Below are 25,767 nucleotides of genomic sequence, written 5' to 3' on the forward strand. Positions count from 1 at the left end.
ATAAAATTAAGAAGAACGAAAGTTTAATTGTTTTGCAGAATGGCATTGATAAATTCTTCTTCTTTGCGAAAAGAAACGGGAAGTTTTTCTCCGTTGGTTAATTCCACTTCCTTATTTGCCTTATTATACCTAACCACATAATTTAAATTAATAACGTAGGTTTTATGTATTCTTTTAAAGGAAGTAGCGGGAAGTATTTCTTCCACATATTTTAAAGTTTTGGTAGCCGTTTTAGTAGTGCCTTCAATTTTTTTTATGCAGCAATAATTGCTTTCAGCCTTGCAGTATAAAATTTGGTTTGAGTGAATAAGCTCAAAGCCCTCAACGGTTGGAAAAGCAATTTTATTTACATTCTGGTCATTTACATTCAGATTTTCAAGTAACAAGGACAGTCTTTTTTGGGCAAAACTCCCCCTATTTCTGGTCTCAAATTTTTTTATAGATTCAAATAGATCTACATGGTTTATTGGTTTCAACAAATAATCCAGTGCGCTGCGCTTAATTGCCTTAATGGCAAATTTACTGTGAGCAGTAGTGAAAATGACTTCGAATTTTATCACATCGAAATATTTGAATAATTCAAATCCACTTTTCTCAGGCATCTGAATATCTAGAAAAACTAATTCAGGTTCGTAATTCTTAATTGCAAGCACCCCCGAATCTACCGAATTACATTTTTCTACAATATTAAATTTATTAGGAAAATGCCTATCCAGAGTTTTTTCCAACAAATTCTGAGCATTAATTTCATCGTCAATAATTACTGCCTTAATCATAAAACAATATTACAATTTAATTGTGATTTTGTTAACTAAATTAGAACATGTCCCTATAATCCCGGTATTAAAACTGATCATTGGAAAGGTTAGAATAACCTTGGGTCAGTAACTAATAATTAGTTTGTATAAGGAAATACGATCATAAAAATAATCGTCGATTCTATAGAAAAGCGCCCCAAACTGTTAAGAATTTATAGGACTCTGCAAATATAGAGGCTTATACATTTAAAGATCGAAATGATTTAAAAGAACTGAAAGAAGTAATTCAACATTTGAGTGATGGTAAACCTGTAAGTCACCTTCTAGAGAAAAGTTCTGAAACAAAATAACATACTGACTTTAAATGATTTTGAGATTAATATTGCCAATTGCAACTGGATTTGTCCAGGATCAAATTCAACAGAAGTTAAAAATGAAAAACATCAAACCCAGCAGTAAAATTGCGATTGACAAACGTTTAAAAGAGTTACGTAAAGAATTTCGGGCCAATACCAATAAGCATCTTATTGGCATTATGAAAGATTTGAAATTGATATAATTTTATATAGCATACCTAAAAATTAAACCTTCCATACTTTTTACTGAAAATATGCAGAACGCAGTGGGCTCTTAAATTTCTCCTATCTTCGGAAAAAAAAATGCGTTCCTACCTTCTCCATATTCTAATTCTAATTTTGTTTACCAGTTGCGGAGTTTCTAAACATAAAGACATCTTATATTTACAGGAAGCTGAAAGATCGAATCAGCCGAGTTTAAATGTTTTTTCTCCTAAGGATAAAAATAGTTTAGTAAAATCCCCAGTTCTAATTTTTGTACATGGTGGGAATTGGGATAGCGGGAAAAAAGAAATGTATAGCTTCTTTGGTAAGAATTTTGCCAGAAAAGGAATTACTACCGTAGTGGTTGGTTATACCCTTAGTCCACAGGCAGATTATAAGGAAATGACTTCTCAAATTGCCAGTGCTATCCAATGGACAATAGATAACATTTCCAATTATAACGGTAACCCAGAAAAGCTTTTTCTAACAGGACATTCTGCCGGCGGACATTTAATTTCCCTGGCGGTCATGAATCCCAAGTATGGAATTGATCCAGAAGATATTTCGGGAATTATTCTTAATGATGCAGCAGGCTTGGATATGCACCATTATCTTCAGCAAAATCCACCTACTTCTACCAATAATTATTTAACTACCTGGACTAATAATCCTGAAAACTGGAAGAAAGCATCGCCTATTTTCTATCTCAATGAAAAAATACCTCCGTTTTTAATTTACCTGGGTAAAAAAACCTATCCCTCTATAACCACTGCAAACAAAAGGTTTTTGAATGATCTGCAGCAATACCAGCCGGAAGTTGAACCTGTCTTAATTAATAAGAAGCATATCCCCATGATGACCCAATATTTATGGCCCTGGAGTAACAGATATCAAGAGATGATTGAGTTTATAGAAGTATCTTCCAAATAAGAAACTAAATGCTTTAATAATTCTGGACCTACGTTTTTAGTCACAAAAAATATAGAGGCATCATCAAAATTATTCAAAAGAATGAAAGATTAGATAAAAAGAAAAGCTATTATTAATTTTTCAGCTAAAATGACTAAAAGCTATAAATCATTCTAAGTCAAAGTCTTGTTTATTGATTTGATCAATATGTTCTAATTATAGTAAGTAAATAATTCTCGGGGCAAGCCTACGAAACATTTAATAATAATACTTTTTGTTTTTCCGTAAAAAATCCTAAACAGAAAAATGGGGTCATTCAGTCCCGAAAGCTTTCGGGATTGTTTCAGAATCTCAGTTTAATGTAAATCATTGCGATATGGAGACCCTGAAATAAATTACCATTGACGCATTTTTCAAAATTGGTAATTATGAAGCTAACTATTTAATTGTAAATACTTCTAATTACCGGCCTATCGAAAGTTTATCGTAAAAATTGAAGTGAAAGCACCGTGAAATTTTAGGCTGTTTGAGCTAAACAAATTCTTCAGTAAAGGTGAATCTCTATGGCGAGTTCCTAAAATTTAGGTACTGAACGATTAATTTAGATAAACTTTCGTAAGTCTAGATTTTTTTGGTTCGTTTTTTCATCAATGGAAAAAATGAACGAGCATCTTAAAAAAAATGTCAATTTCCTACGCTAGATATTTTTTATCTCAGGTCTCAGGGTGACGAAAGAACGATTAGGATGAAAAACGGATATACATAAATACTTTTTCAAAATTGAAAATTTTAAGCCTATCCTCCCCCTATTCAGATTAAAATTCCAGGTTCAGAATTATATCATTCTATAGTTCAGGCAAAAATAGATCAGACAAAAACAACCAAGCGCTATAAATTATAAATTATGCGTAGGGTTAAAAACCGTGGTTGAATAAAAGTCTGAACGGAAGAAACAAATAAATTGGTGGCGATATTATCTACCTTGACTTCGTTATCCAGGATATTCGTTGCTTTCAACGCGTATTCCCACTTTGAATCTTTATCTTTTCTATAGGCTATGGAAGCGTCCCAGGTTTCAAAAGAATTTTCCTGCCTGCCAGCACGTCTTTGACTGGTAAAAGAGTAGTCTGTAACAAACGTTAGCGATTTCCATATATAAGCATCAAAATTTATCGAGGGACTAATTGTATAAAAATTAGTTTGATTATTTCCCTGTGAATTTTTAGATACGCTATACTTATATTCTATTCCCACGTTGGGAGCGATTTTAAAATTCGTTCGCAAAGCCGGAGTATAAGTTTGCGTAAAACTTTCATTCACAGATCTCCGATCTTGTATAAACTGGTTGATTTTATTATAATTAAAACCGGTATTCAACGTAGCTCTAATTTTACCGAAAGTTCGCTGCACCCTTCCAAAAGCTGAAAAGGAAATTATAAAATTCAAAATAATAGATTTTTCCATTTTTCTAAAAATAGAATTCTGCGCTTTTTATCAAGATTTACTACCCTCGCTAGACCCATAACCACGTTTACGCCTAATAAAAATTCTAATACTATAGAGGGAATGTTTTTAGATAATCCTTGAAAGAAATGGGGGTTATAGGTAAATTTTCTTCCTAAAATCAATAGAACCAAGATAGTTTCAGTTTCGACTATACTTTTGATCGCTGTGGGTAGTTATGCTATATCCGAAATTGGTGTACAACTTAGAAAAGACTATCAATTTGATTGATTGAAAGTTGAAATTATAGAAGCTAGACCAAGCCAGTGACCAATGTAATTTGCATTTCGAAAACCATTACAACACTATAAACTTTCAAAAAAAACTACCCCCCTACTTCTAAAATAAGGACTTTAAAAAATCATTAAAAAACCCCTAAAAATCATCCAGGGGTTTAGGCTAAATCAAAAAACTACTTATTTTATTTCACCCTTGCCTGGAATTCTCCAATGGCATCATCATAGCTACGCAAAACTCTGTCCCATTCTTTGTACAAATGATCACTTTTCACACTGGTCATGGAATTACCGCTTTCTTCACTAACCAGTTTTATTTTAAATACTAAAGGGTTTGAATTTGATTCCTTTACGATCATTCTTGTTCTTATTGTATTCTGCTTGAAAGTTTGCAAAGACCAGGCAGTTCTTAAATAACCGGTTTCCTTATCGGTCATTTCAATTACATCTATATAATTTAAAACGATTTGATTTATCAATTTCCAGGCTTTGTCTTTAGACATATCACTTACTTTAAATTCAATATCTACATTTGCTATATCGGTTTGTACCGAAGCGTCAAAAGCATCATCCCTCCTCATTTCCACATAATGGGTTTTAGGAGGCGAGGCCATACCTTTCTGATTACAGAATTCGATACTCTCAAAAAGAAAACCAACCTTTTCAGCAGTAACGGTTACACAATCGTCTTTTGGAACCAGAACTTCAGCTGAACCGCTCCCTATTTTTTTTCCGTTTACAAAAATTTCAGCGTCAGATTCTGAGGTGCTTACACGAACTTTCTTCTTTCCAACTTCCACAGTCGCTGCATTACACGGATGAATAGATCCAATTAAAAAAATAAATAGAAATACGGGTACTAGTTTGAAATTTGGTTTCATCATGATTATTTAGATTAAAGATTATTTATACATATTCTTAAAATGCTACTCCTATCCCGAAATTGAAGATAAGGCCAGAAAATAGCGGGCTCAATCCATCGTTTACCATCAAGTCCTGGGGTTGTGTTTCAGTAGATCCATCATCAAAAAATACGGTAGCATCGATAGTCTCCGGAATAGGACTGAACGCATACCCAATTTCAGGGCGGAAGTAGAACAATCCGCCCCATCTCGCTCCAATCTTTAGGTTAAAAGACCCATTTGAAAAATCTATTTTTCTTGTTCCAAATTTATTAGGCTCATTTTCAGATTCAATATTATCCTCGGTTCCATCAAATTTAAAATTTCCATAACTCATCCCTACATAAAGTCCCTTCCCGGGTTTAAATAAATAATAGTTAATACCTCCTTCGATATATTGTAAGTTGAGGTCCAGATCTTCTGTACCATCTTCATTTACACCTGCGGCAGAAAATAAATTTTTACTTCTTAATCTTGAATAATCAAGGCTAACACCAAACTTTCCGTTGAGTACGGGAAGCATATACTCCACGCTACCCCCAAGTATATTGGGATAACCCAGTTTGAAACCTATTCTATAAGGTCTATCTATATCCGGGCCTGCATTTTCATATTCCTGTTGTGCGCTTAGATTAAAATGGAACAACAATACAGTTACTACTACAAATGTGAGTTTGGCTAATTTCATGAGTGCTGATTTTCAGTTTTATAGCATCAAACCTATTCGATTTATAGCATAGGCCGCAATACCCACAAAAGGGTATTTTAAAATTAGCCATACAATTTTTGGGTTAACGCAAAATATACCTGCCAATGGGTATTTTTTGATGTTTATGGAGAACTTACTTTTGAATTGGTAAGAATTTATACACTGAAATAATTAAGAGTCAGTAAAATAGATTTTGTAGATTTAATAACATTTTAAAATTAAGTATGAGCAAAAAAAGTTATAAAAGCGGATTTAATCTGTCTGCAAAGAAATTTGAAATTGAACTCACTAGTGATGGTCAATACTATTCTAAAATTGAATTAGAGGGAAAATTTCCTGATAATTTTGACGAAAATAAGCTTGATGCCAAATTCACAAATCAGGGAGAAATCACAATTTTCTTTTACAAAGGAAAACCACCAACTACATTAGGAGACTTATTAAAACAGTCAAGCGGAACTAAAAAATTTAACGTAAAGGTAGTTGTAGAGGATAGACAGTGGGAAGTAAGAAGCCAACTTAATATATCCTTAGTCTGGAAACACGCCGAGGGAGAACCATTATCTCCGGAAACAGTAGGGGGCAGCATACTTGTAGGTACTTAATTTGAAAAAATCCCTTATAAATATCATCCTTACCACCGGAAGTTTACTTCTTACTGTTTTTTCATATTCACAGTCCGCTTCATTAGCAACTATCGATTCTTTATTAACTATTAGAGAAACTGAGCAGGCTTATGTAAAATTGAAACAGATCGATTCCGCGAACTTGAATAAACCCCTGAAAGCCGAATATTACAATTTACTGGCTTCCGCTGAAAATCTCAATAACCGGTCAGACCGAAGCTATGAATACTGGATGATTTCCAGGAAAATGTTTAGGGATATTGATAGTTTTGGCAAAGTCGCCCAGATTAATCTTCGTATTGTACAAACATTAAATTCTTCGAAATACGCAGAATTAGATACGGAACCATTTATGGACGAGTATCTTCAATACGCCAGAAAACAGGACGATCCGCACATTCTGGCCCTGGCACACGATCAACTGGCCAAAGTTTTAATAGCAAGCGATTCCCTGGAGTCTCTTCGGCAATTTAAATTGGCGTTAGCACAAAGCAAAAAAACTGCTGACTCACTACTTACGGCTAAAATTCATCATAATACGGGGGTAGTATATGCCGAAAAATTAAAGGAATTTGATTCGGCATTTTATCATTATGACAAGGCCTTTCAGGAATATGAAGAACTCGGACATAATGATTTTATGTCCTACATTTATAATAACCGCGCTTCAGTCTATAAACAGCAGAAAAATTATGAAGCGGCGATCGAGAATTATTTGAAAGCCGATTCTATTTCACCACGGGAATATTCCAAAGAAAATTATAGGCTGCGATATGGTTGGCTCGCTGAAGCTTACGAATTAAATAATGATCCCAATAATTCACTCAAATATCTAAAGCTTCAGAATAGCTATCGCGACAGCCTGATGAATGAGGAGCAGCACACTTCCATGCTGGATATTCAAACAAAATACGAAGTAGAGAAGAAAGAGAATGAAAACCTAAAATTAAAGCAGCGTTCTATCTGGTTATTTATAGCAATTGGCGGTTTATTGCTCTTATTAACTATTGGTTACCTAGCCTTTAAAAACCTGAGACGAAAAAAGAAACTTTCAGAAAAAGAACATGAGGTACAGCGCCAAAAATTAGAAAATCTATTGCAGGAACAGGAATTGGCGGGGATCGATGCAATGATCGAAGGTCAGGAAAAAGAGCGACAGCGAATTGCCAATGATCTCCATGACAATCTTGGTAGTTTACTGGCAACAATCAAACTCCATTTTCAGAATTTAAAAGTGAAAAAAGATCGCTTAAAAGAGGAAGAGGATAAAATCTTAAAACAAACAGATGATCTTCTGGACGAAGCCTATCAGGAAGTTCGTAAAATTGCCCATGCAAAAAATGCAGGGGTTCATGCCAGCGAAGGATTGTTACCTGCGGTTCGCAATTTTGCTACGAAAGTTTCTGCCGCCAACAAACTCGTTATAGAAGTAGAAGATCATGGAATGGACGAGCGTTTGGAAAACTCGTTTGAAATTACCGTTTTCAGGATTGTTCAGGAACTTATTACAAATGTTATTAAACATGCTGAAGCTTCCGAAGCCATTATCCACCTTACCCACCATGGTGAGGAATTAAACCTTATGGTAGAGGACAATGGAAGAGGATTTAATACTTCAGAAATTAAATACCAGGAAGGTATGGGAATTCACTCCATCCAAAGACGGGTGGAATATATGGGCGGAACCGTTGATGTAGAGTCGGTTGAAGGTAAAGGAACATCAGTAATTATAAATATCCCGATAAAATGATACGCTTAGTCATTGCTGAAGACCATACTGCACTTATTGATGGGATCAAAGTTTTCTTTGAATATGAAGAGGATATTGAGTTTGTAGGATTTGCCAATAACGGCCAGGAATTAATCGAACTCACGCGCAGAAAAAAACCCAATCTCATTATTACCGATATTCGGATGCCGGTGATGGACGGAATACAGGCCACAAAAGAAATTTTAGAGGAATTCCCTAATATTAAAATTATCGCCTTTAGTATGTTCGATCAGGACAAAGCGGTTCAGCAGATGCTCGAGGCCGGGGCCAGCGGTTATATTCTGAAAAATTCCAGCCTAAAAGAATTGTTGTATGCAATAAGAAAAGTTCACGAGGGGGAACACTATTATGACCCAAACATTACGGTAAAACAGAAATCAGTTTCACCAAAATCAAAGGCAGTTCTAACAGGACGGCAAAGGGAAATTTTAAAATTGATAGGCCAGGGAAGAACAAACCAGGAAATAGCCGATCAGTTATTTATTGGAAAAACCACCGTGGAAACACATAGAAAAAATATGATTCGAAAATTGGGTTTACAGGGTGCCGGGGAATTATTAAGATACGCATTGGAAAAAAAATATGATTTTTAAATTAGGCTAAACTGCATTTATTTTTCAATATATAATCTCGAGTACATCGGGAATAAGCTTTCAGATTTCTTTTGATCTTTCTATAAACTATTCAAATATTTTAAAGCCATTAACAGATTCCTGTTAAACACTGTTAGAAATAGTTGGGACCCGGTAAGTATGGTCTAATATTAGCATGCGAACGATTTATTAACCATTAAAACAAAACATATGAAAACTCCCAATTACGAAGAACAACAAGGAAAACATCCTATTCCCCACGCAAAGGGAATTGCGAAAGATGAGAAAGAAAAAGATATGAAGGAGAAATCTGAAAAAAAATCTGATGAAGAAGAATAGACTTTAGTTATCTTATTAAGTAAGCTGTCTCAAAAGTTTTTCTTTTCATAAAGCGAAACTAATTTCAGTTTCTCGTTGATTTCATTATTCAATTATTAAGATCCTGAATTAAATCTAAGATGAAGAGTTAGACTCGTGAGACAGTTTCTTTTTTTAGTCAACCTATTTCAGGAAAGTACATTCGCTAGAACCATAACTACGTTTATGCCTAAGAAAATTCTACTGCTATAGAGGGAATCCTTTTAAGAAATAGAGGTTACAGGAAAATATTTCCCTGAAATCAATAGAAACTGGATCTATCCAGTTTCTATAAAATTTGTGATCACTTTGGGCAGCGCAGCTCCAATATCGGTCGTTTTCTTCCCAAAGACTTTTTTCTTTGAAACATCGTTTAATACGGCACAATATTATCTAAAAGATTATAAAATCAAGATACTTTGTTATTTGCGACAATTAAGAGGTTGATTCCATCTTTTAAGTGAATTGAAAAAATTAATTCTTTCCGATTAGTTACAATATACTACTTCTGAAATCCATTCTGAAGAGCATTCTTAATCCCTTCAAGATTTTCCGTAAATTCCATCATCTGAGAAAGCAATTGTGCCATTTCATTTTTATTTCCAAAACCCTTTAGTTTGTTATTCTTCTGAAAAGTTTCCCGAATATTTTCCCATCTGGTTTTCTCTTCCTCAGACAATTGCCCTACCAGTTCTTTGTATTTTAAAAGATTTGCTTCCGCAGAAGAAGTAAGCGTTTGGGACTCACTTTCATAATGGGAAAGAATAAGCGTTTGCAATTCCTTATCGTTCATTACCGGCACCACTTTTGCCACCAGTTTATTCATATCCCTGTACGATCCCTGAAGTTTAAAAGAAGGTTCGGTTCTATATTCATCTTCCATCGCTGCACTTTTGATATAACTTGCATTTACCTTAAGTACGGTATTTCTAATCTGGATCACTTTATCCAGGACAGAAACATATTCTTCAATTTCCTGGTTTGAATAATTTCCGGTGAGCTGAACTTCCTGATTCTCATTTTCCACACGATCCAATAATCTATAAACATCATCGAAATTCTTACTGCTCAACTGATGTAGTAAAGGATTAGAGGTAAGTGAATTCTCAATTAAACTTAGCCTGAACAGGTGTGCCGTATCTCCTATAATATCACCAAGATTATAAATATCTGCCCTGTTCGCGAGCATATCGGGAATCCTGAATTTATCACCACTTTCGGTATACGGGTTGCCGGCCATAATTACGCAGAATTTTTTACCGCGCAAATCATAAGTCCGGGACTTTCCATTATAAACACCTTCTACTTTCCTGGTTCCATCAGATAGTGAAATAAATTTTTGAAGGAATTCGGGATTGCAATGCTGGATATCATCAAGATACAACATCACATTATTGCCCATTTCGAAAGCCAGGTTTAGTTTCTTTAACTCTTCCCTTGCTGCGGAATTGGTTCCTGAATCCGGATCTACAGAAGTTACCTCATGACCAATCGCCGGCCCGTTGATCTTCATAAAAACAAGACCAAGCCTATTCGCGATATATTCCATCAGCGTGGTTTTACCATATCCCGGTGGCGAAATCAGCAAAAGTAGTCCCATTCTATCGGTACGCTTTTGATCGCCAATTGTGCCCAGTTGTTTGGCCAGATTATCCCCAAACAGCGGGAAATAAACCTGATCTATCAGTTTGTTTCTAACAAAAGAACTCAAAATTCCCGGTTTAAATTCCTCCAGTTTCAGGTCTTCTTTTAACTGAACGGTCACTTCATGTTTAGCTTTTCGAAATTCCTGGTAAGCAGGCACATTTATTCTGAAGTAATTTTCATGGATAAAAACAAAATCGTGATAATTGAAATCAAAAGTTCCATTCTGAATTAAGCGGTGCTCTCCCTGCAAACCTTCAATTTTTTCTGAAGGTGATGTGAATTTTGTATTTAAAACTGCTTCATCTTCAAAAAGTAGCAAACAAACAACTTCGTTCACATATTTTAATTTCAAGCCCAAGTCTACATCTTTCTGACTATTTAAAAATGCTTTTACCCATTGCCTTATCAGGGCAACTTTGGCCGCTTGAGATTCGAGATTTTCGAGATTTTTTCTAAAATTGAGATCGGCTTTTTGCTCTTTCAACTTTGTCTGGAAGTCTTCCTTTACTCTAATAGCAATACCACTTTTTTGAAAATTGTCATCATTCTGAAGTTCTTCAAATAAATATTCTGCCGCATCACGGGCAAGTACAGGTTCAAAAATACCTGTCTCTTCAGCAAAATTGAAAATTTCCCTGCTAAGCTTTTCCAGTAAAAATTCATATTCTTTTGCTTCCGGAAAAAACTGGATCACATCTCCCGAAGCTTTTATAGTTTCATTGAGGTTTTTTCGGTTCTTTTCATTGGTGAAACTCCAGAAATATTGCGCGCAGGCTCTAACTTCCGGGTGAAACCGCAAAAGATCCAGTGTCTTATATTTTTGTAAAAAAGTGGAGAGTATTTTAGCGGCGTCCAGATCGTGAACTCCTTTTACGTAACCCTCGGAATAATCTTTACTGCTTTCATCCTGAACCAGTTTTACCAGCTCTTCTTCTGTATATTCTGAAATAGTTCCTTTGTACTTTAGAAAAATCTTATACGCCAGGTAAGCTGACCTATAAACATTCTTATCTTCAGAAATATAGTCCTGATCCCAGTATTCTTCAGATTGTAATAAAATCTCATTCTCAATTTTCTGATAAAAATCGGTTCCCGTGAGATGATATTTCAAGTGCCCATCTGAAAAGACTATGGTAAGATCGAGTTCCTGATTGTTGACGCCAAATTTATGCTTTCCTAATTTGATGATGTTCTCACCATCTTCATACAACTCCTTTTTGTCCTTCAATTTTCTGAGCGCATCTTCGCGAGCAGATTTTAATAGCGACTGGATCTCTTCAGCTTTCCCGCTATCATCCATTTCCTGAAGCTGTTCTGCGATATCCCGGGCTTTATTCACCAGGATATCTGAAGCGAAATAAGCGTTGATCTCAGAGGTTTCTCCAAATGAATCTGCTTTCTTTCGAACTCCTTTTAATATCCTTTCTGCCGAATTCTGCAGAGAAATCGCTCTTTTATTTCGCTTTTCAACCAGACTATTTTTTCTGGCCTCAAAAGCGTTGTAAACTTCTTCACGCTTTTCTATGATAAGACTTATATATTCATCAAAATCTGCAAATTTCCCCTCCAATTCTTCCAGTTGGATGGAAATCCTGTTTTGAAAATCATCACACTTTTCCGGAGTGTCTGCTATATCGAGATAATTGATAATACTTTGATCGATCAATTTTAGCTGTGCAGCAAAATCGGCCTGGGCCTCTTCACTACCCAGAGATTTCTTAGCCTTTTTGATCTTCGCCTTTAACTGATTTATAGTTGCAAAAATGAGCGAAATCGTATTGATAATTTTTGTAGAATGCGAAGTATCTTCAATTTCAAGATTGGAAACAATATCAATTAAAAGTTCCAGGTCTTTGGAAATTCCATTCACCTCCTCTTCCAGCTTTTTAGCATCAATCACCTTCGTGATTTTTTCCAGAAATTTTTCTTTCTCCTTTACTGCGTCTTCATAGGGTTTTAAAGCTTTATCGTCTAAGAGAAACTGGACACAACGTTCAGAAATTTTTGAGGTTTGTTCGGCAATTTGCTTTTCCAGCTCTTGGATATAGGCTACATCTACATAGCGAATTTCCTTTAAACTGATAGCTTCACCACGCAAAGCACGAAGCTGGGTAAGCGCATTTACAAAATCATTGATCGTCCTGAAACCCGTACTCTTTATTTTATTGAATAACTGATCGGCTTTTTTAGCAATTTCTTCGGTTTTTTGCCTGGCACTCTTTTTAAGCTGTAAAACCTTCTGAAATTCATCCATAGCAGCATTCGCCGCCTGATTAATTTCTTTTAAAGGCTCATTTAAAAGCTGCGTTTCCTCTTCTTTCAACCAGTAATAAGCATCCAGAATATCTTTAGATTGTTTGGCAAGATCTGCATACAAACCATCATAATTATCCTCTTTATTCAGAAGATTAATTAAAGCGTTCACCTCGGCCATTGCCTTTACAATGTCCTTATTTCCAATTTTGAACAACAGACTTTCCTGATGCTCAGAAGGAATAAAATCTCCCTTAAGGTAAGGTGTTTGCCAGATCTGGATTACGTGATGCCGCGTTTGCTCATTTTCATTTCTGAAATAGCACAATTCCCCATTCTCCAGAATTGTAAACCCATTACAAATTATGGGTGTCTGGATCTCCTGTGAAATCACATTATAACTCATTAAATTATAGAGCCCTTTTTCTGCGGAATAAAAGACATACAAATAATCCTCCCCATTTGGCGAAGTAACTTTCTCCTGAAACCTTACATTCTGAATACTATTATCGAAGATGTTGTACTCTCCCGTTTGCAGGTAATATCCTGTTGGAAAAATAATACCATGATCATCTGGTAACAGGACGCAGGTATCCTTTATACTGTCAATCTTCTGAACTTCCTTTAGTTTATGATTGTAAACAAAATAGCGCGGACTTTCCTGAAATGGTTTTATTTCCAAAATGATAAGATTACCAAGATTTGCAAATCTATATTGACCATCATCCAGGGTTTGATCCCGATGTTCTACCTCTTCAGCATAAATCCCCCTGCCATCTTCGGTATTATCTTCAATTTTAATGGTGAGATCGCCACCAATGGTTTCCACAAAAACACGATCTAGAATAGAGACGTGGGCATGAATTCCCTGTCGATGATTATCACGGGTAGCTTCCTGCCAGTTGAATTCATGCTGTTTTGGCAATTTATATTCATGATCACTGCGGTTATCTACGTATTGCAGTTCATGATCTTTAATAAGCCATTTAAAGGTTTTAATATCTGTCACGCTTTCACTTAGCTGAAATACCATATACAGGTAATTCCCTATGATCGCGTATTTGGAAAATATGGTATTACGGTAGTATTTATAAAGATTTTTGAAATCTGTTTCAAAAACCTCATCTTTTAAAAGATCCAGAGAAATAGCTTCAAAGCTATTGTCTTTGAACTTATAAATACTCATCACATCTTCAAGCGTAATATCTGTACGCAGTCCAAAATGAACGTTATATCCAAAGAGACAGGTATTCCCAAGAGACACTATATCCCGGGCGATGCAATTGTTTTCAGTATTAATACGATCGTTGGCAATAAGTTTGGTTTCCAGGGAACCGAAGACTTCCTTTCTACCGCTGTTGAGTTTCTTTAAACGTTGCTGTAATTCAGTCTTTTGCTTTTGAAGCCGGTTTTGGATCACCTCATAGGTACCAATATCCAGTTTTTGAGCATTCTCTTCCTTTATGGGTTCCTTTGCCATTATATCCTCTGCTGAATTTTAAAAATTAAGTTTACTGCTAATTTGATGATTGGGATGAAAAGAGCCGGCGATAAACACCGGCTCCATTTTTCTATTTGAGTTGCGAAATCTTCTTTTCAGAAATTCCCAAGCCTTTAGCCAGGTTCAGAAGGTTTCCTAACATGGTTTGTTCCTCCTGATCATCAGATTTTATTTTAAGATCTGCAATTAACGCAGCAATACTCAGGTTCTTAATATCCTCTGTGCCCACGCCATATTTAGAAGCAAAATCACTCACTTTTTCAAGCAGATTTCCTTTTACATCTTCACTTCCCAAAATGGCAGTTTTCACTTCCTGGATGTTGGTACTATTCTGCACCAGCCTGTCATAGCCTTTACCCCTGGTGATTTGTCCCACAATCTGATCGAAGAACATGGTTTCTCCACCAACAATATCAATCTTAGCCGCTTTCAATGCATCTCCAATAACCTGTGCCTGTGCATCCGCAATCTCTTTTTGAATATTGATATTCGCAAGATCTACCTGAAGATCTTTATTAAGGCGTAGTTTGAACTCTTCGTGCTCTTTTCCAACTCCGTCAAGTTTCTTCATGGCAGCAGCTTTTTCTTCAATTCCTGAAGCATCAGCAATTGCTTTTTCTTTAATGACATCGGCTTCGGCAAGCCCATCTTTACGCTTGGCATCAGCTTTTGCTTCCATTCCGGCTGCTTCTGCTCTCGCTTTCTTCTCAATAATATTAGCTTCCACTAATCCCTGACGCTCATTCGCATCGGCTTTCGCATGCATTACCTGAGCTTCAGACATACCAACGGTCGCTTCTTCTTTCGCCTGGGCTTCCGCAAGAATTTTACGTGCCTCTGCCTGTTTCTGGCTGGCTTCCTTATGTGCCAATGCTTCAATATTGATCTCTTCGGCCTTCTGCTTTGCAGCTTGTTTCTGTGCTTCAGCTGCCTTGGTGGTTTTTATAAGATCTTCCTCTGCAAGTCCCTCAGCAGTAGTGATTTTAACCTGCTTATCCCTGTCGGCAGTTTTAAAAGCCTGGATATCTTTCATGTTCTCCTGCTCTTCTACCACTCCTTTTTCCAGCATTACCCTGTCGCGAATAACGTCCTGGATATTTTTCTTCTCTACTTCAACAACTTTCTCTTTTTCGATTTGTGCCAGGGTTACTACTCTTTCACGCTCTGTAGCTTCCAGTAATCTGTCCTTTTCAACTCTTTCACTCTCTACGGCATCTGTACGCTCTTTGTTCTTAAGTGCTACGATGATTTGTCGTTGCATATTCTCTTCAGCAACCTTCACTTTTTCTTCCGTAGCAATTCTGGCAGTTTCAGATTTTAACCTTTCTTCTTCATTTACTTTAAGAGTTTCTGCATCTTCACGAGCTTTAATATTCGCTATTTCACGTTTTTGTTGCTCTTCTTTTTCAGCCAATTGTTTATCCAGTTCCAGGATTGCTTCTCTCGCTTCGACATCTTGCTTTCTGATGGTTTTTTCTTCATCACGCTTAATAAGATTTGCCTTCATGTTTTGAACTGCCGTAAGCTCGGTGATTTTTTTGATACCTTCGGCATCCAGGATATTATCTGGCTTTAGCTCTTTTACTGAAGTTTGTTCCAGAAAGTCGATCGCACAATCTTCCAGCGTATATCCGTTGAGATCTGTTCCGATAATATTAACTATCTCATCACGAAACTCTCTTCGTGCTTCATATAACTCAATAAAATCAAATTTCTTACCAACCGTTTTAAGAGCTTCAGAAAATTTAGCTTCGAAAAGATCTTCCAGTGTGGCAATTTTGGAAGCACGGTCTACGCCAATGGTTTGAGCTACTTTCTTGATATATTCAATGTCATTATTCACCCGAACAAAGAAGGCAACTTTAATATCTGCACGCATATTGTCTTTACAAATAAGACCTTCGTGTGCAATCCTTTCTATCTGGATTTTCTTAACAGAAATATCCATGATTTCTGTCTTATGAAAAACCGGAACCGTATAAAGTCCCTTATCTGTAGCGACTTTTGTGCCTCCAAAACCAGTCCTGATTAGCGCCTGGCCTTGTGGGATTTTTTTGTAGAACATCGCGATAATCGCGAAGTAAACGATGATAAGGAACAGCAAAATGCCTATTCCAATTCCAATGATTGGTAAAATTGATTCCATTTTGATTAGATTAGTTATTCGTTATATGATTGTACTAGATAATAATTACGATCGGCAGATCTTTTGATGATCAAAATACTACTGCCATAGCTTAAAGGTTCACCATTTAAAGATTTAACATAGATTGAAAGTGAATCTCCATTTATGCTGACTTCAGCATTCCCCATTTTTTCTTCGGAAATAGTTGAAAGTAAGGTTGCTTTTCTACCCAGGTAATCTATTGGTGCATCACCATCTTTATTCAGATTCTTAAAAAATCCTTTAAAAGGGGTGGTTAAAATTTTGGTTACAAAAAGACTCGGAAAAATAGCCACGATCATGATACCAAAACCTATAAAATTGTCATAGGTATAGGTCATAGCTGTGGTGATGGCAGTCATAAACCACCAAATAAAAATCCAGAACGTAAAGGTGAACATAAAGGGCAGGCCTACAAAATTGAAGTAAATTAGAAAGATTTGCCACCATTTTAAAGGCTTTCTCCTTTTACCTACCACATCTTCCTGGTTGATCTCGGTATTGGAAATATCTTCGAAATCCATATTCCCTCCCTCGATGCCAGTATCCATATCCACATCTGCATCTATATCGATATCCACGTCAAAGTCAGGATCAAAATCCAAACCTCCAATCATCGTTATGATCCAGTAAAGAATAAGAATTAGCAGTAGAACGCTTAGTATTACATTTACCTCTGAAAATAATATGTTGGTTAGTTCATCCAAGTTTATTCGTCTTTAGAATTTTTCATTCCCAATTGTTGCTTTAGCTTTTCCAGCTCATCGCCTGCTTTCGATTTTGATGTATCTGCAGCTTTATCTATTTCTTCATCAATAGATTTAGAAGCATCGGCAATATCTCCGTAAGCTTCGGCCAAAGCTTCTTCCTGCGCAACTTTCTCTTTCATACGTTCTAACATTGAAACCGTACCGGTACTGTCCAGTTCAGCCATCTGTTTATTAAGATTCTTAGTGGCATTGCTAACTTTCACCCTGGCTTTTAAAGTTTTTAGCTCATTCTCCCAGTTCCCGATATTCGCTTTTATGGTCTGAATGCTTTTCTGAAGCTGAGCAACATTATTATCAAATTTCACAGATTCCTCCCTAGCCCTTAAAACCTGCTGTTCGGCTGCTTCTTTTTGCACAAGAGCTTCCTGGGCCAATCTATCTGCTTCAGCAGCATCCATATCTTTAGCATGTGCTTTTTTAAGAATAATGATCGCTTTATTTTGATAATCATCAACTTTACTTTGATGCTCTTCCTGGTCATTACGGGCTCTTATTGCCAATGCCTTTACTTGAGCTAATGCTTCCAGACTTTTGTCAAGATCTAATTTCATATCCCTGATTCCCTGTTCGGTCATTTTAATGGGATCTTCCATTTTATCTATTGCAGAATTAGTTTCTGCTTCTCCTATTTTAAATAATCTTCTAAAGATATTCATAACGCTAATTTTTAATATTTTGAAAATTCAATAATTTTACCTGAGTATTCACTCATTAAAAGACTTAAAGAATTTAAAGAACCTTCTAATTCATTTAAATCCATATTCTCTATTTGAAGGGTGTCCCTATATATTACCTTTTCGCCTGACTCATCCAGAACAAAAGCACCATGAACAATATCTCTGTTCTTTTGTAGAAGGCTTTTAAAAATTTTTTCTGATTGATTATTAATTTTAAAAATAAACTGCTCCATTATTAAGATTGGCGGAGCTACTCCAATAATTAGATTTCTGATTCCAGAATTTTCTTTCTGAATTACCAAAAGACCGTCTTCAAGATTTTCCCTGGTTATATTAAAGTTTAATTCCAGTAAAAAATCTCTCGTAATATTGAAATGATTTTTCATAGGTGTTGGTTACGGTTAGTACTAAAATTTTAAGAGCTTAATATTACAAAAAAGTATTAAGACTTTGTTAAAGAATCTTACCAAGCTCAGTTATTATATATAAAATTACAGTAATCATAAGAATGTTGTTTTTTGATTGATGAATGACTCGCTAAATAAAATACTGTTCGAACAGTGGTAATAAACTAAAAATATTAGCGATTGATGAAACTATTTGCTAATATTGTTAGACTAAGATATAACAAATAATTAGTTTTGCAAATTATATTAGCAATAAAATGTCATTATTCGGAAAAAATATCAGGAAGATAAGAAGTGTAAAATCCCTAAGTCAGCAATCCTTTGCAGAAATATTTGATTTAAAACGTGGCACACTGGGGGCTTACGAAGAAGGTCGCAGTGAACCAAAAATCGAAACAATAATTAAAATTGCTAATCATTTTAGCATTCCTATTGGAGATATTCTTACAGAAGAACTTACAGTAAATCAATTATTGAAGTTTCGTGGTGATTTGGAGAATCCTAATTTGTCAATTAAAAATAATTCTTTCATAAAAGTACCATGCATCACACCCGGTAATCATTTAGATTACATACATCATTGTGATAATAAGAATTTTATTAAAGATTTACCTGACCTAAATTTACCGGTGAATAATAATGCCGAGTTAAGAGGTTTTATTATAGATAACCTGGAAATGAGTAAGAATAATGAAGGTCTTTACCCGAAAGATGTTGTGATTGGTGAAAAGGTTGCCAGAAAAAACTTTACAGATATCCAAAGCTCATGCTTATTCCTGGTAATAACCGATGATAAAATTTTAATGAGAAGGTTGTTCCAGGCTAATAAGAAATTCATTTTGAAAGCAGATCATCGTGGAATTGAAGATTTACAGATAAAATATTCTGAGATTAAAGAAGTATGGGAAGTAAAATACGTTTTCTTCCATAGAGTATTAGACTTTAAAAACAATGAAGTCCAAGAAAAATTGTCATACTTAGAAGAAGAGTTCAATAAACTAAAATCTTCCTTATAAAGTTAATTTCACCTGAACTGCATGCAGCCGAATAGAATAAGAGCATGTCTTAAAATATTTCCGCTTTAAACTATAAATTCTAATACGAAGGCTGACCGAATCTTTCAAAGTTAGATTAAGAGTTAAAATTGTTAACTCGATACCACTCTGGTGACCAAATTTTCGAAGCCATTTTGCGAAAGCTTAAAAACACGATAAATCTCAGAAAAATGGTCGTTCCCTAGAATGTGCCGCAACTACAATCAAAGGTTTTTTCTTATAAGAAGTTCTTAATATCTACATTAAACGAAACTTGAATACTCTGAATAAAAATATTGCTGTGTAATGAATCCTTGTAAGTTTCAGAGTTATAAAATTTTGATTAAACGCCAACATAATATTTGAAATAAATTGTATTTCAGATACTTATAAAAATCAGCAGCATATTCTTCTTCGGAATTTCTGTATCTTTAAGTCTATTACAGATATTCTTTACAACCAGTTTTTCAAGAAGTATGCTTAAAATAATTTACACAATTTTACTGGTTTGTTTTTTTGCCGGGTCCGGTTTTTCACAGTCTGAATTTTTAAGTGAGAAAGATCTTAAAAACCAACCTGTAGACTCAATTCTCTCCTGGATGAACGCTAATTTAAACTCCGGGGAGCATCTAACCGAATTTCATCGCATAGGATTAAAAACTCTAAAACGAAGTTTGAAAACAGAAAATGATAGCTTAATTGTCAAAATTCATGAATCATTAGCAAACTGGCACGCTTATAATGGTTTGTTTTCTTCAGATTCTGTTGTTTATCATGCAGAGAAAGTCCTGGCCTATCACTTAAAAGGGGATGACAAAAAGAAAATTGCAGATACCTACAGATCTCTTTCAATAGATTATTTAAATACCGGGCAATTAGATAAGGCACAGGAGGTATTGTTCAGGTCTATTAAATTGTACGAAGACTTAAATGATGATGCCGGCCTGGGAAGTGCCTATCGTACTTTAGGTGTTAAATATCGGGTAATGGAAGATTATGAAAAATCTATAGCCTATACCAATCAAGCAATTCCTCTATTAGAAAAATCGGAGAATTACAGTGGTTTAGCCATCGCGCAATTCAATTTAATAATTGGTTATGGTGAATTGGGTGAATACGAAAAAGCCTATAAAGCAACAGAAGACTGCCTGGAAATTGTTAGTACAAAAGTTCCAGAAGAAATTTTTGTCCCCGTTAGAGCATACTCTTATAGAGGTGAAGTCTATTTAAAAGCTCAGGATTATGACAATGCTCTAAAAAATTATATAGCAGCCTGGGAATTGTGCGAAAAGCATATTGGTGAAGAACGCTGTGCCACTTATCGAACCGAAATTGGAAAAATTTACCTGCTACAGCAAAATTATCAACTGGCTCTAGATCATCTTTTATCCGGTGTAAATGCTTATGAAGAAAAAGATCAAAATGGGCTCATTCAACCTTATTTAGATCTGGCAGCTACCTATATTCAGTTAGGTGATTTTGAAAATGCCCTGTTTTATAAAGATAAAGCCTATACCAATTCTAAAAACTTACTGGAAGGTAAAATCGATAATATAGAATCTGAGATGGCTATTAAATATGAAACTGAAAAAAAGGATGAAGCCCTGGCATCGCAAGCCGCTGTGCTAGTCCAAAAAGGGAAGACCCAGACGCTATTTATCGTGATCGCCTCTCTGTTATTAGTGTTTTTACTGTCTCTACTTTATTTCTTCTATAAGAGCAAAAAAGCTACCAGAATTATTAGAGCTAAGAATGCCGAGAATGAACTATTACTGAAAGAGATACACCACAGGGTAAAAAACAACCTGGAAATGGTAAAAAGTCTTATCGCCTTACAATCGGCTCAAATAGAAGATCCTGCGACTAAGGATGCTATGATCGCCAGTCAGAACCGGGTGCAATCTATGGGGATCATTCACCAAAAATTATATCAGGGTACAAACCTGGGAAGTATAGAAATGAAGGATTACTTTCTCAATCTAAGTGAAGGTATTCTGGATACTTTTAATGCTGAAGACAAGGTGAAAATTGAATGTGCCATGGATAATTTAGATCTGGATGTAGATACCGCCGTTCCCATAGGCCTCATTGTAAATGAATTACTTACCAATGCGCTGAAATATGCTTTCCCTGAACAGCAAACAGGCATTATTAATATCAGCCTGGAAAAAGATACCGATCATAACTTAAAACTACAGGTTAAAGATAATGGGATTGGGAAAACAGAAGGTATTGCTCCAAAAGGTACAGGTTTTGGCTCACAACTGGTGAAATTACTCACCCGGCAACTTAATGGAAAAATGATTGAACGCAATGATGCCGGAACTCATATTGAATTTGACTTTCTAATTAGAAAAAGTGCATAATGAGCGAGAAGATCAAAATACTTATTGTTGAGGATGAAATGATTATCGCTGCCAATATATCCTTACAATTAAATGAATTAGGATATGAAGTAACCGGTATTGTTCCCAGAGGCGAAGAAGCTTTAATGCACATTAAATCTGAAGCTCCAGATATATTGCTGCTAGACATCAACCTTAAAGGGAATCTGGATGGAATAGAGACGGCACTGGAAATGCAAAAAAACCACGATATTCCTGTTATCTATTTAACGGCAAATGCAGATGACGTTCACTTTAATCGCGCCAAGGAAACGCACCCTTATGGTTTTATTGCCAAACCTTTTAAAAAATTAGATCTGCAACGAGCTATCGAACTTACCATAACTCAAATAAGTTGCAAGGATGATAATAAAACTGATGTTGAATCTCAAAATACAGAAGCCTTCATCTTAAGTGATTGTATTTTTGTGAGGCATTTAAATTCAATGGTGAAAGTTAATATTATAGATATTCTTTACATTGAAGCTGAACGCAACTATTGCCGCATCTTCTCCAATAACAAGGAATATTTGCTGGTTATGACGCTAAAGGAAATGGATAAAAAATTACCTGCCAGGCATTTTTTAAGGATTCACAGGTCTTATATTATCAATATTTCCCAGATAAAAGAAATTTCCACCAGCCATATTGTAATTGGGAGAAAAGCCATCCCCATTAGCAAATCCTTAAAAAAAGAATTGCTAAAGCGACTCCAAACCATTTGATCCCTTTGCTAAATAATCTTTCTTTCCCGGACAGCATAAGGTTACTTTCGTCCTACTTCGTTTACTAATTTCACTGAATATCAGTTATTTAGGGTTGTTGTGAAAATTTTCATTAACCCATAAAAATAACTTATGAAAGCAATTAAACTAATTACTGCAACATTTATCGTAGCGCTTTTCAGCATCGGTGCGCTCACTGCACAAACTAACGAAAGTGAAATTTTAGCTACTACCGAAATTACGGTCCATGATTAAAACCGGATGCATTTACAGACCTACTAATCTTAAAATCTAAATCATGAAAAAGAAAATAACCGGTGTAAAAACCAGATTAGGTAGAAATTTAACCGACAATGCAGTAACACGATATTTTACATTCTCAGCCCTTTATACAGCCCAGGGCATTCCTGAAGGCATTACTTATTTGGCGATGCCTGCCTGGTTAGCTATGAATGGAAAATCGGCAATGGAAATCGCTGCTTTGGTTAGTATGATGCTTATACCTTGGAGCTTCAAAATTTTAATAGCACCCCTGATGGATCGTTTCACCCTTTTATCTATGGGTAGAAAACGGCCCTGGGTGATCTTTGGTCAACTCGGTTTGATACTCAGCTTTTTGAATCTCGGGCTGGTACCCGATCCCTTAAATAATCTTAGCGGATTAATGATCGCAGGTTTTATGGTTAATTTCTTTGGAGCATTTCAGGATGTTGCTACAGACGGAATGGCTGTAGAGGTAATCCCCCGCGAGGAACAGGCAAGGGCCAATGGCTTAATGTGGGGATCAAAAACTATAGGCATTTCATTGTCTTTGATCATTGGTACCTGGCTGATCAATAATTTTGGTTTTTCTGTTGCGGTTTCCTCATTGGCAGTAGAAGTAGCAATAATCATGATATTTCCGATTTACTTTAAGGAACGACCAGGGGAAAAGCTTCTTCCCTGGACTTCTGGAAAGGCTTCCATAGACTCCAAAAAGACCCAGCTAAGAAGTTGGAAACATATCTTTAAGAGCCTTTACAAAGTGGTAATATTAAAATCTAGTTTAGTGCTTTGTATTGGAATTTTTCTTTTAGGCATAATGTTCGGTCTTGTAGATACCCTGCTACCAATTTTTAGTATTCAGGAATTAGGCTGGACAAATTCATATTTTTCGAATATACTTTCCATAACCACGGTAATAGGAGGGTTTTCAGGAATGCTAATTGGAGGTTATCTCGTAGATTATTTTGGTAAAATTAAGATGCTCACGCTTTACCTGGTCTTAATAACCAGCATAATAACAATCTTTGCCTTTATGACCAATTTATGGGGCAGCATTTATGTAGTAATTGCTTTCATCTTATCCTATTCCGTCCTTTATACTTTTTTATGTATCGCCGTTTTTGCATCTGCTATGCATTTATGCTGGAAGACCGTGGCTGCAACGCAATTTGCCCTTTATATGGCCTTGTCTAATATGGGCCGTGCTGCAGGCGCGGGACTGCTTGGGATTTTAAAGACCAATTTCAACTGGGAAATTGTCTTTTTATCTATTTCCATAATACCCTTTATCCTGATAATTATAATTCAATTTATAAATCTCAGAAAGCACAGGATCATCGTGAATAGTTTTGATGTTATACCATATAAAATGGCTGTTCCCCCGGTAATAAAAAATTAGGATTGCTAGTAATTAAATTTTTATTGGAAGCGGGTGTTTCCTTTAAATCAGGTTTGGGTCGAATTCATGTTGATATGAGATTTAAAGAAATAATATTCATAATGATAATTATTTTCCAGTCTTCTGGATGTAAGAATAATACGGCCCATTCAGAAATAATAATCCCTAAAATTGCTGGAGTTATTGACCTTGAAGAGAAGAAGAATGTCGAAGAGCAGTCGATCGTAGGAAATTATATATCTGAAATTGATCCAGTTGATAAAAAAAGCTGTGATAAAATAAGAGTGCTGGTTAGTATGATAGGTAATGATAAACTACAATTGAAAGTGATTCCCAGGATAGAAAAAGAAAGGCACTCGCTTATTTTTGAAGCAGTGGTATATAAGAATAATGATAGTTTGTTTACGACCCTCATTAATGGAAAAAGGATCTTAATAAATATCACCAATAAAATACTTTCTATAAAGCCTGAAAAACCTGAAGATTTAAGAGCTCTTACTACCTGCTGTTCCTGGGGAAGTAATCTGGCAGGCAGTTACAAAAAGATCGATAGCACTTTAAGTGGAAGATAAATACCTTAAATACAAAACACCTCAAAGCTTATTGATTGATTATTACCACTACCACAATTCAGAAGTCAGAATCATTTACAGACTGTTTTTACATCTTAATGGATGAAAACGGAGAGTGTTTAAATGTCCTCGAAAAGACGTTTTTATTTCCTAACTGCCTTCCAAATTTTTTTCCCCAGGTTTACAAGAAGCACCATTATGATACCCACTACTAAACCAATTACAAATTCTACAATTATAGAAGGAATACTTTCAAATAATCCGTCAAGAAAGTGAATGCTATGTGTAAAAATACCTCCGGAAACCAACATTAAAGCAATGGTTCCAATCACCGAAAGACTTTTTATTACCCAAGGAAGTGCTCTTACTAGAAATTTCCCAACCTTATCTGAAAAACTGTCCTCCTGCTCATTCAAATTTATAAGCTTGGCACCAAATTCATCCATACGAACAATAAGCGCTACAACACCATAGACCCCTACCGTGGCTATCAAAGCAATAATAGTTACTACAATGATCTGAGTAGAAAGTATTTCCTGAGAAACTGCACCTAAAGCGATGATCACAATTTCAATGGAAAGAATAAAATCTGTAAGAATTGCAGATTTAATCTTTTCTTTTTCCCTTTCCAGGGCCTCCTCCTTAGTTAGCTCTTCCAGAACGGGTTTTTCAGAAGGATGAGCATGGGGAAAAAAATATTCATATATTTTTTCTGCTCCTTCATACGCCAGATAGAGTCCGCCAATAAGCAAAATAATAGTGATTGCCGTAGGCACAAAAGCACTTAACAAAAATGCCACAGGTAGAATAATGGCTTTATTTAATAACGAGCCTTTAGTGATAGCCCAGAGAACGGGCAGCTCTCTTGAAGACATAAAACCTGAGGCTTTTTCAGCATTTACAGCCAGGTCATCGCCCAAAAGTCCGGCAGTTTTCTTCCCGGCGACTTTGGTCATCACAGAGACGTCATCCATTAATGCTGCTATATCATCCAGTAATGCAAAAAATCCTGAGGCCATATAATTATAAAATTTTTAAAAGCTGCG

General features: G+C 35.7%; 20 protein-coding genes. 10 read left to right on the forward strand and 10 right to left on the reverse strand.

Annotated features, from left to right (window positions below):
• Window positions 1-23: 23 nt before the first annotated feature.
• A complete protein-coding gene (locus GFO_RS12375) occupies window positions 24-776 on the reverse strand; it encodes a LytR/AlgR family response regulator transcription factor (protein ID WP_011710485.1) in 753 nt (250 codons plus the stop codon).
• 641 nt (window positions 777-1,417) lie between these two features.
• On the opposite strand from GFO_RS12375, the gene GFO_RS12385 reads away from it, so the two are divergent.
• The gene (locus GFO_RS12385) at window positions 1,418-2,248 is read left to right on the forward strand and encodes an alpha/beta hydrolase (RefSeq protein WP_011710487.1); all 831 of its coding nucleotides are present in this window, start codon (window positions 1,418-1,420) and stop codon (window positions 2,246-2,248) included.
• Between the two features lie 867 nt (window positions 2,249-3,115).
• On the opposite strand, the gene GFO_RS12390 is transcribed toward GFO_RS12385, so the two are convergent.
• From GFO_RS12390 to GFO_RS12405, 3 genes are all read right to left on the reverse strand, one after another.
• Window positions 3,116-3,691: a hypothetical protein gene (locus GFO_RS12390; RefSeq protein WP_011710488.1), complete on the reverse strand. Its 576-nt coding sequence runs from the start codon at window positions 3,689-3,691 to the stop codon at window positions 3,116-3,118.
• Window positions 3,692-4,151: 460 nt separating this feature from the next.
• On the reverse strand, window positions 4,152-4,850 hold the full coding sequence (locus GFO_RS12400; RefSeq protein ID WP_011710490.1) for a hypothetical protein: 699 nt from the start codon (window positions 4,848-4,850) through the stop codon (window positions 4,152-4,154).
• A 34-nt stretch (window positions 4,851-4,884) separates the two neighbouring features.
• Window positions 4,885-5,556, reverse strand: coding sequence for an outer membrane beta-barrel protein (locus GFO_RS12405; RefSeq protein WP_011710491.1), 672 nt, complete (start codon window positions 5,554-5,556; stop codon window positions 4,885-4,887).
• Between the two features lie 245 nt (window positions 5,557-5,801).
• Here GFO_RS12405 and GFO_RS12410 point away from each other — a divergent pair, with 245 nt between their 5' ends.
• The 4 genes from GFO_RS12410 to GFO_RS18025 all read left to right on the forward strand — a co-directional run bounded on the left by GFO_RS12410 (window position 5,802) and on the right by GFO_RS18025 (window position 8,906).
• Complete coding sequence (locus GFO_RS12410; RefSeq protein WP_011710492.1) at window positions 5,802-6,182, forward strand: hypothetical protein; 381 nt, start codon at window positions 5,802-5,804, stop codon at window positions 6,180-6,182.
• Between the two features lies 1 nt (window position 6,183).
• On the forward strand, window positions 6,184-7,953 hold the full coding sequence (locus GFO_RS12415) for a tetratricopeptide repeat-containing sensor histidine kinase (RefSeq protein ID WP_011710493.1): 1,770 nt from the start codon (window positions 6,184-6,186) through the stop codon (window positions 7,951-7,953).
• A complete protein-coding gene (locus GFO_RS12420; protein ID WP_011710494.1) occupies window positions 7,950-8,567 on the forward strand; it encodes a response regulator in 618 nt (205 codons plus the stop codon). Before GFO_RS12415 ends, GFO_RS12420 begins: the two co-directional genes overlap by 4 nt.
• A gap of 210 nt (window positions 8,568-8,777) precedes the next feature.
• Complete coding sequence (locus GFO_RS18025) at window positions 8,778-8,906, forward strand: hypothetical protein (protein ID WP_011710495.1); 129 nt, start codon at window positions 8,778-8,780, stop codon at window positions 8,904-8,906.
• Window positions 8,907-9,426: 520 nt separating this feature from the next.
• Here GFO_RS18025 and GFO_RS12425 read toward each other — a convergent pair.
• The 5 genes from GFO_RS12425 to GFO_RS12445 form a co-directional block, all read right to left on the reverse strand.
• A complete protein-coding gene (locus tag GFO_RS12425; protein WP_011710496.1) occupies window positions 9,427-14,304 on the reverse strand; it encodes a DNA repair ATPase in 4,878 nt (1,625 codons plus the stop codon).
• A 91-nt stretch (window positions 14,305-14,395) separates the two neighbouring features.
• Entirely contained in the window at window positions 14,396-16,471 is a 2,076-nt protein-coding gene (locus GFO_RS12430; RefSeq protein ID WP_011710497.1) for an SPFH domain-containing protein, read from the reverse strand.
• 14 nt (window positions 16,472-16,485) lie between these two features.
• Window positions 16,486-17,196, reverse strand: a complete 711-nt coding sequence (locus tag GFO_RS12435) for a hypothetical protein (RefSeq protein ID WP_011710498.1) — start codon at window positions 17,194-17,196, stop codon at window positions 16,486-16,488.
• Between the two features lie 2 nt (window positions 17,197-17,198).
• Complete coding sequence (locus GFO_RS12440) at window positions 17,199-17,915, reverse strand: PspA/IM30 family protein (RefSeq protein WP_011710499.1); 717 nt, start codon at window positions 17,913-17,915, stop codon at window positions 17,199-17,201.
• A gap of 11 nt (window positions 17,916-17,926) precedes the next feature.
• Entirely contained in the window at window positions 17,927-18,322 is a 396-nt protein-coding gene (locus GFO_RS12445; RefSeq protein WP_011710500.1) for a type III secretion system chaperone family protein, read from the reverse strand.
• Window positions 18,323-18,600: 278 nt separating this feature from the next.
• On the opposite strand from GFO_RS12445, the gene GFO_RS12450 reads away from it, so the two are divergent.
• The 5 genes from GFO_RS12450 to GFO_RS12470 all read left to right on the forward strand — a co-directional run bounded on the left by GFO_RS12450 (window position 18,601) and on the right by GFO_RS12470 (window position 24,721).
• On the forward strand, window positions 18,601-19,359 hold the full coding sequence (locus tag GFO_RS12450) for a helix-turn-helix domain-containing protein (protein ID WP_011710501.1): 759 nt from the start codon (window positions 18,601-18,603) through the stop codon (window positions 19,357-19,359).
• A 494-nt stretch (window positions 19,360-19,853) separates the two neighbouring features.
• On the forward strand, window positions 19,854-21,743 hold the full coding sequence (locus tag GFO_RS17890; RefSeq protein ID WP_011710502.1) for a sensor histidine kinase: 1,890 nt from the start codon (window positions 19,854-19,856) through the stop codon (window positions 21,741-21,743).
• Window positions 21,743-22,486 (forward strand): LytR/AlgR family response regulator transcription factor, encoded by a 744-nt coding sequence (locus GFO_RS12460; RefSeq protein ID WP_011710503.1) that lies wholly within the window; start codon window positions 21,743-21,745, stop codon window positions 22,484-22,486. The genes GFO_RS17890 and GFO_RS12460 overlap by 1 nt, the downstream gene beginning before the upstream one ends.
• 298 nt (window positions 22,487-22,784) lie before the next feature.
• The gene (locus tag GFO_RS12465) at window positions 22,785-24,149 is read left to right on the forward strand and encodes an MFS transporter (RefSeq protein ID WP_011710505.1); all 1,365 of its coding nucleotides are present in this window, start codon (window positions 22,785-22,787) and stop codon (window positions 24,147-24,149) included.
• A gap of 101 nt (window positions 24,150-24,250) precedes the next feature.
• On the forward strand, window positions 24,251-24,721 hold the full coding sequence (locus GFO_RS12470; protein WP_148264622.1) for a hypothetical protein: 471 nt from the start codon (window positions 24,251-24,253) through the stop codon (window positions 24,719-24,721).
• A 143-nt stretch (window positions 24,722-24,864) separates the two neighbouring features.
• Here GFO_RS12470 and GFO_RS12475 read toward each other — a convergent pair whose 3' ends face one another.
• Window positions 24,865-25,740, reverse strand: a complete 876-nt coding sequence (locus GFO_RS12475; RefSeq protein WP_011710507.1) for a DUF808 domain-containing protein — start codon at window positions 25,738-25,740, stop codon at window positions 24,865-24,867.
• Window positions 25,741-25,767 lie beyond the last annotated feature (27 nt).

Source organism: Christiangramia forsetii KT0803, from assembly GCF_000060345.1.
Classification (GTDB): Bacteria; Bacteroidota; Bacteroidia; order Flavobacteriales; family Flavobacteriaceae; genus Christiangramia; species Christiangramia forsetii.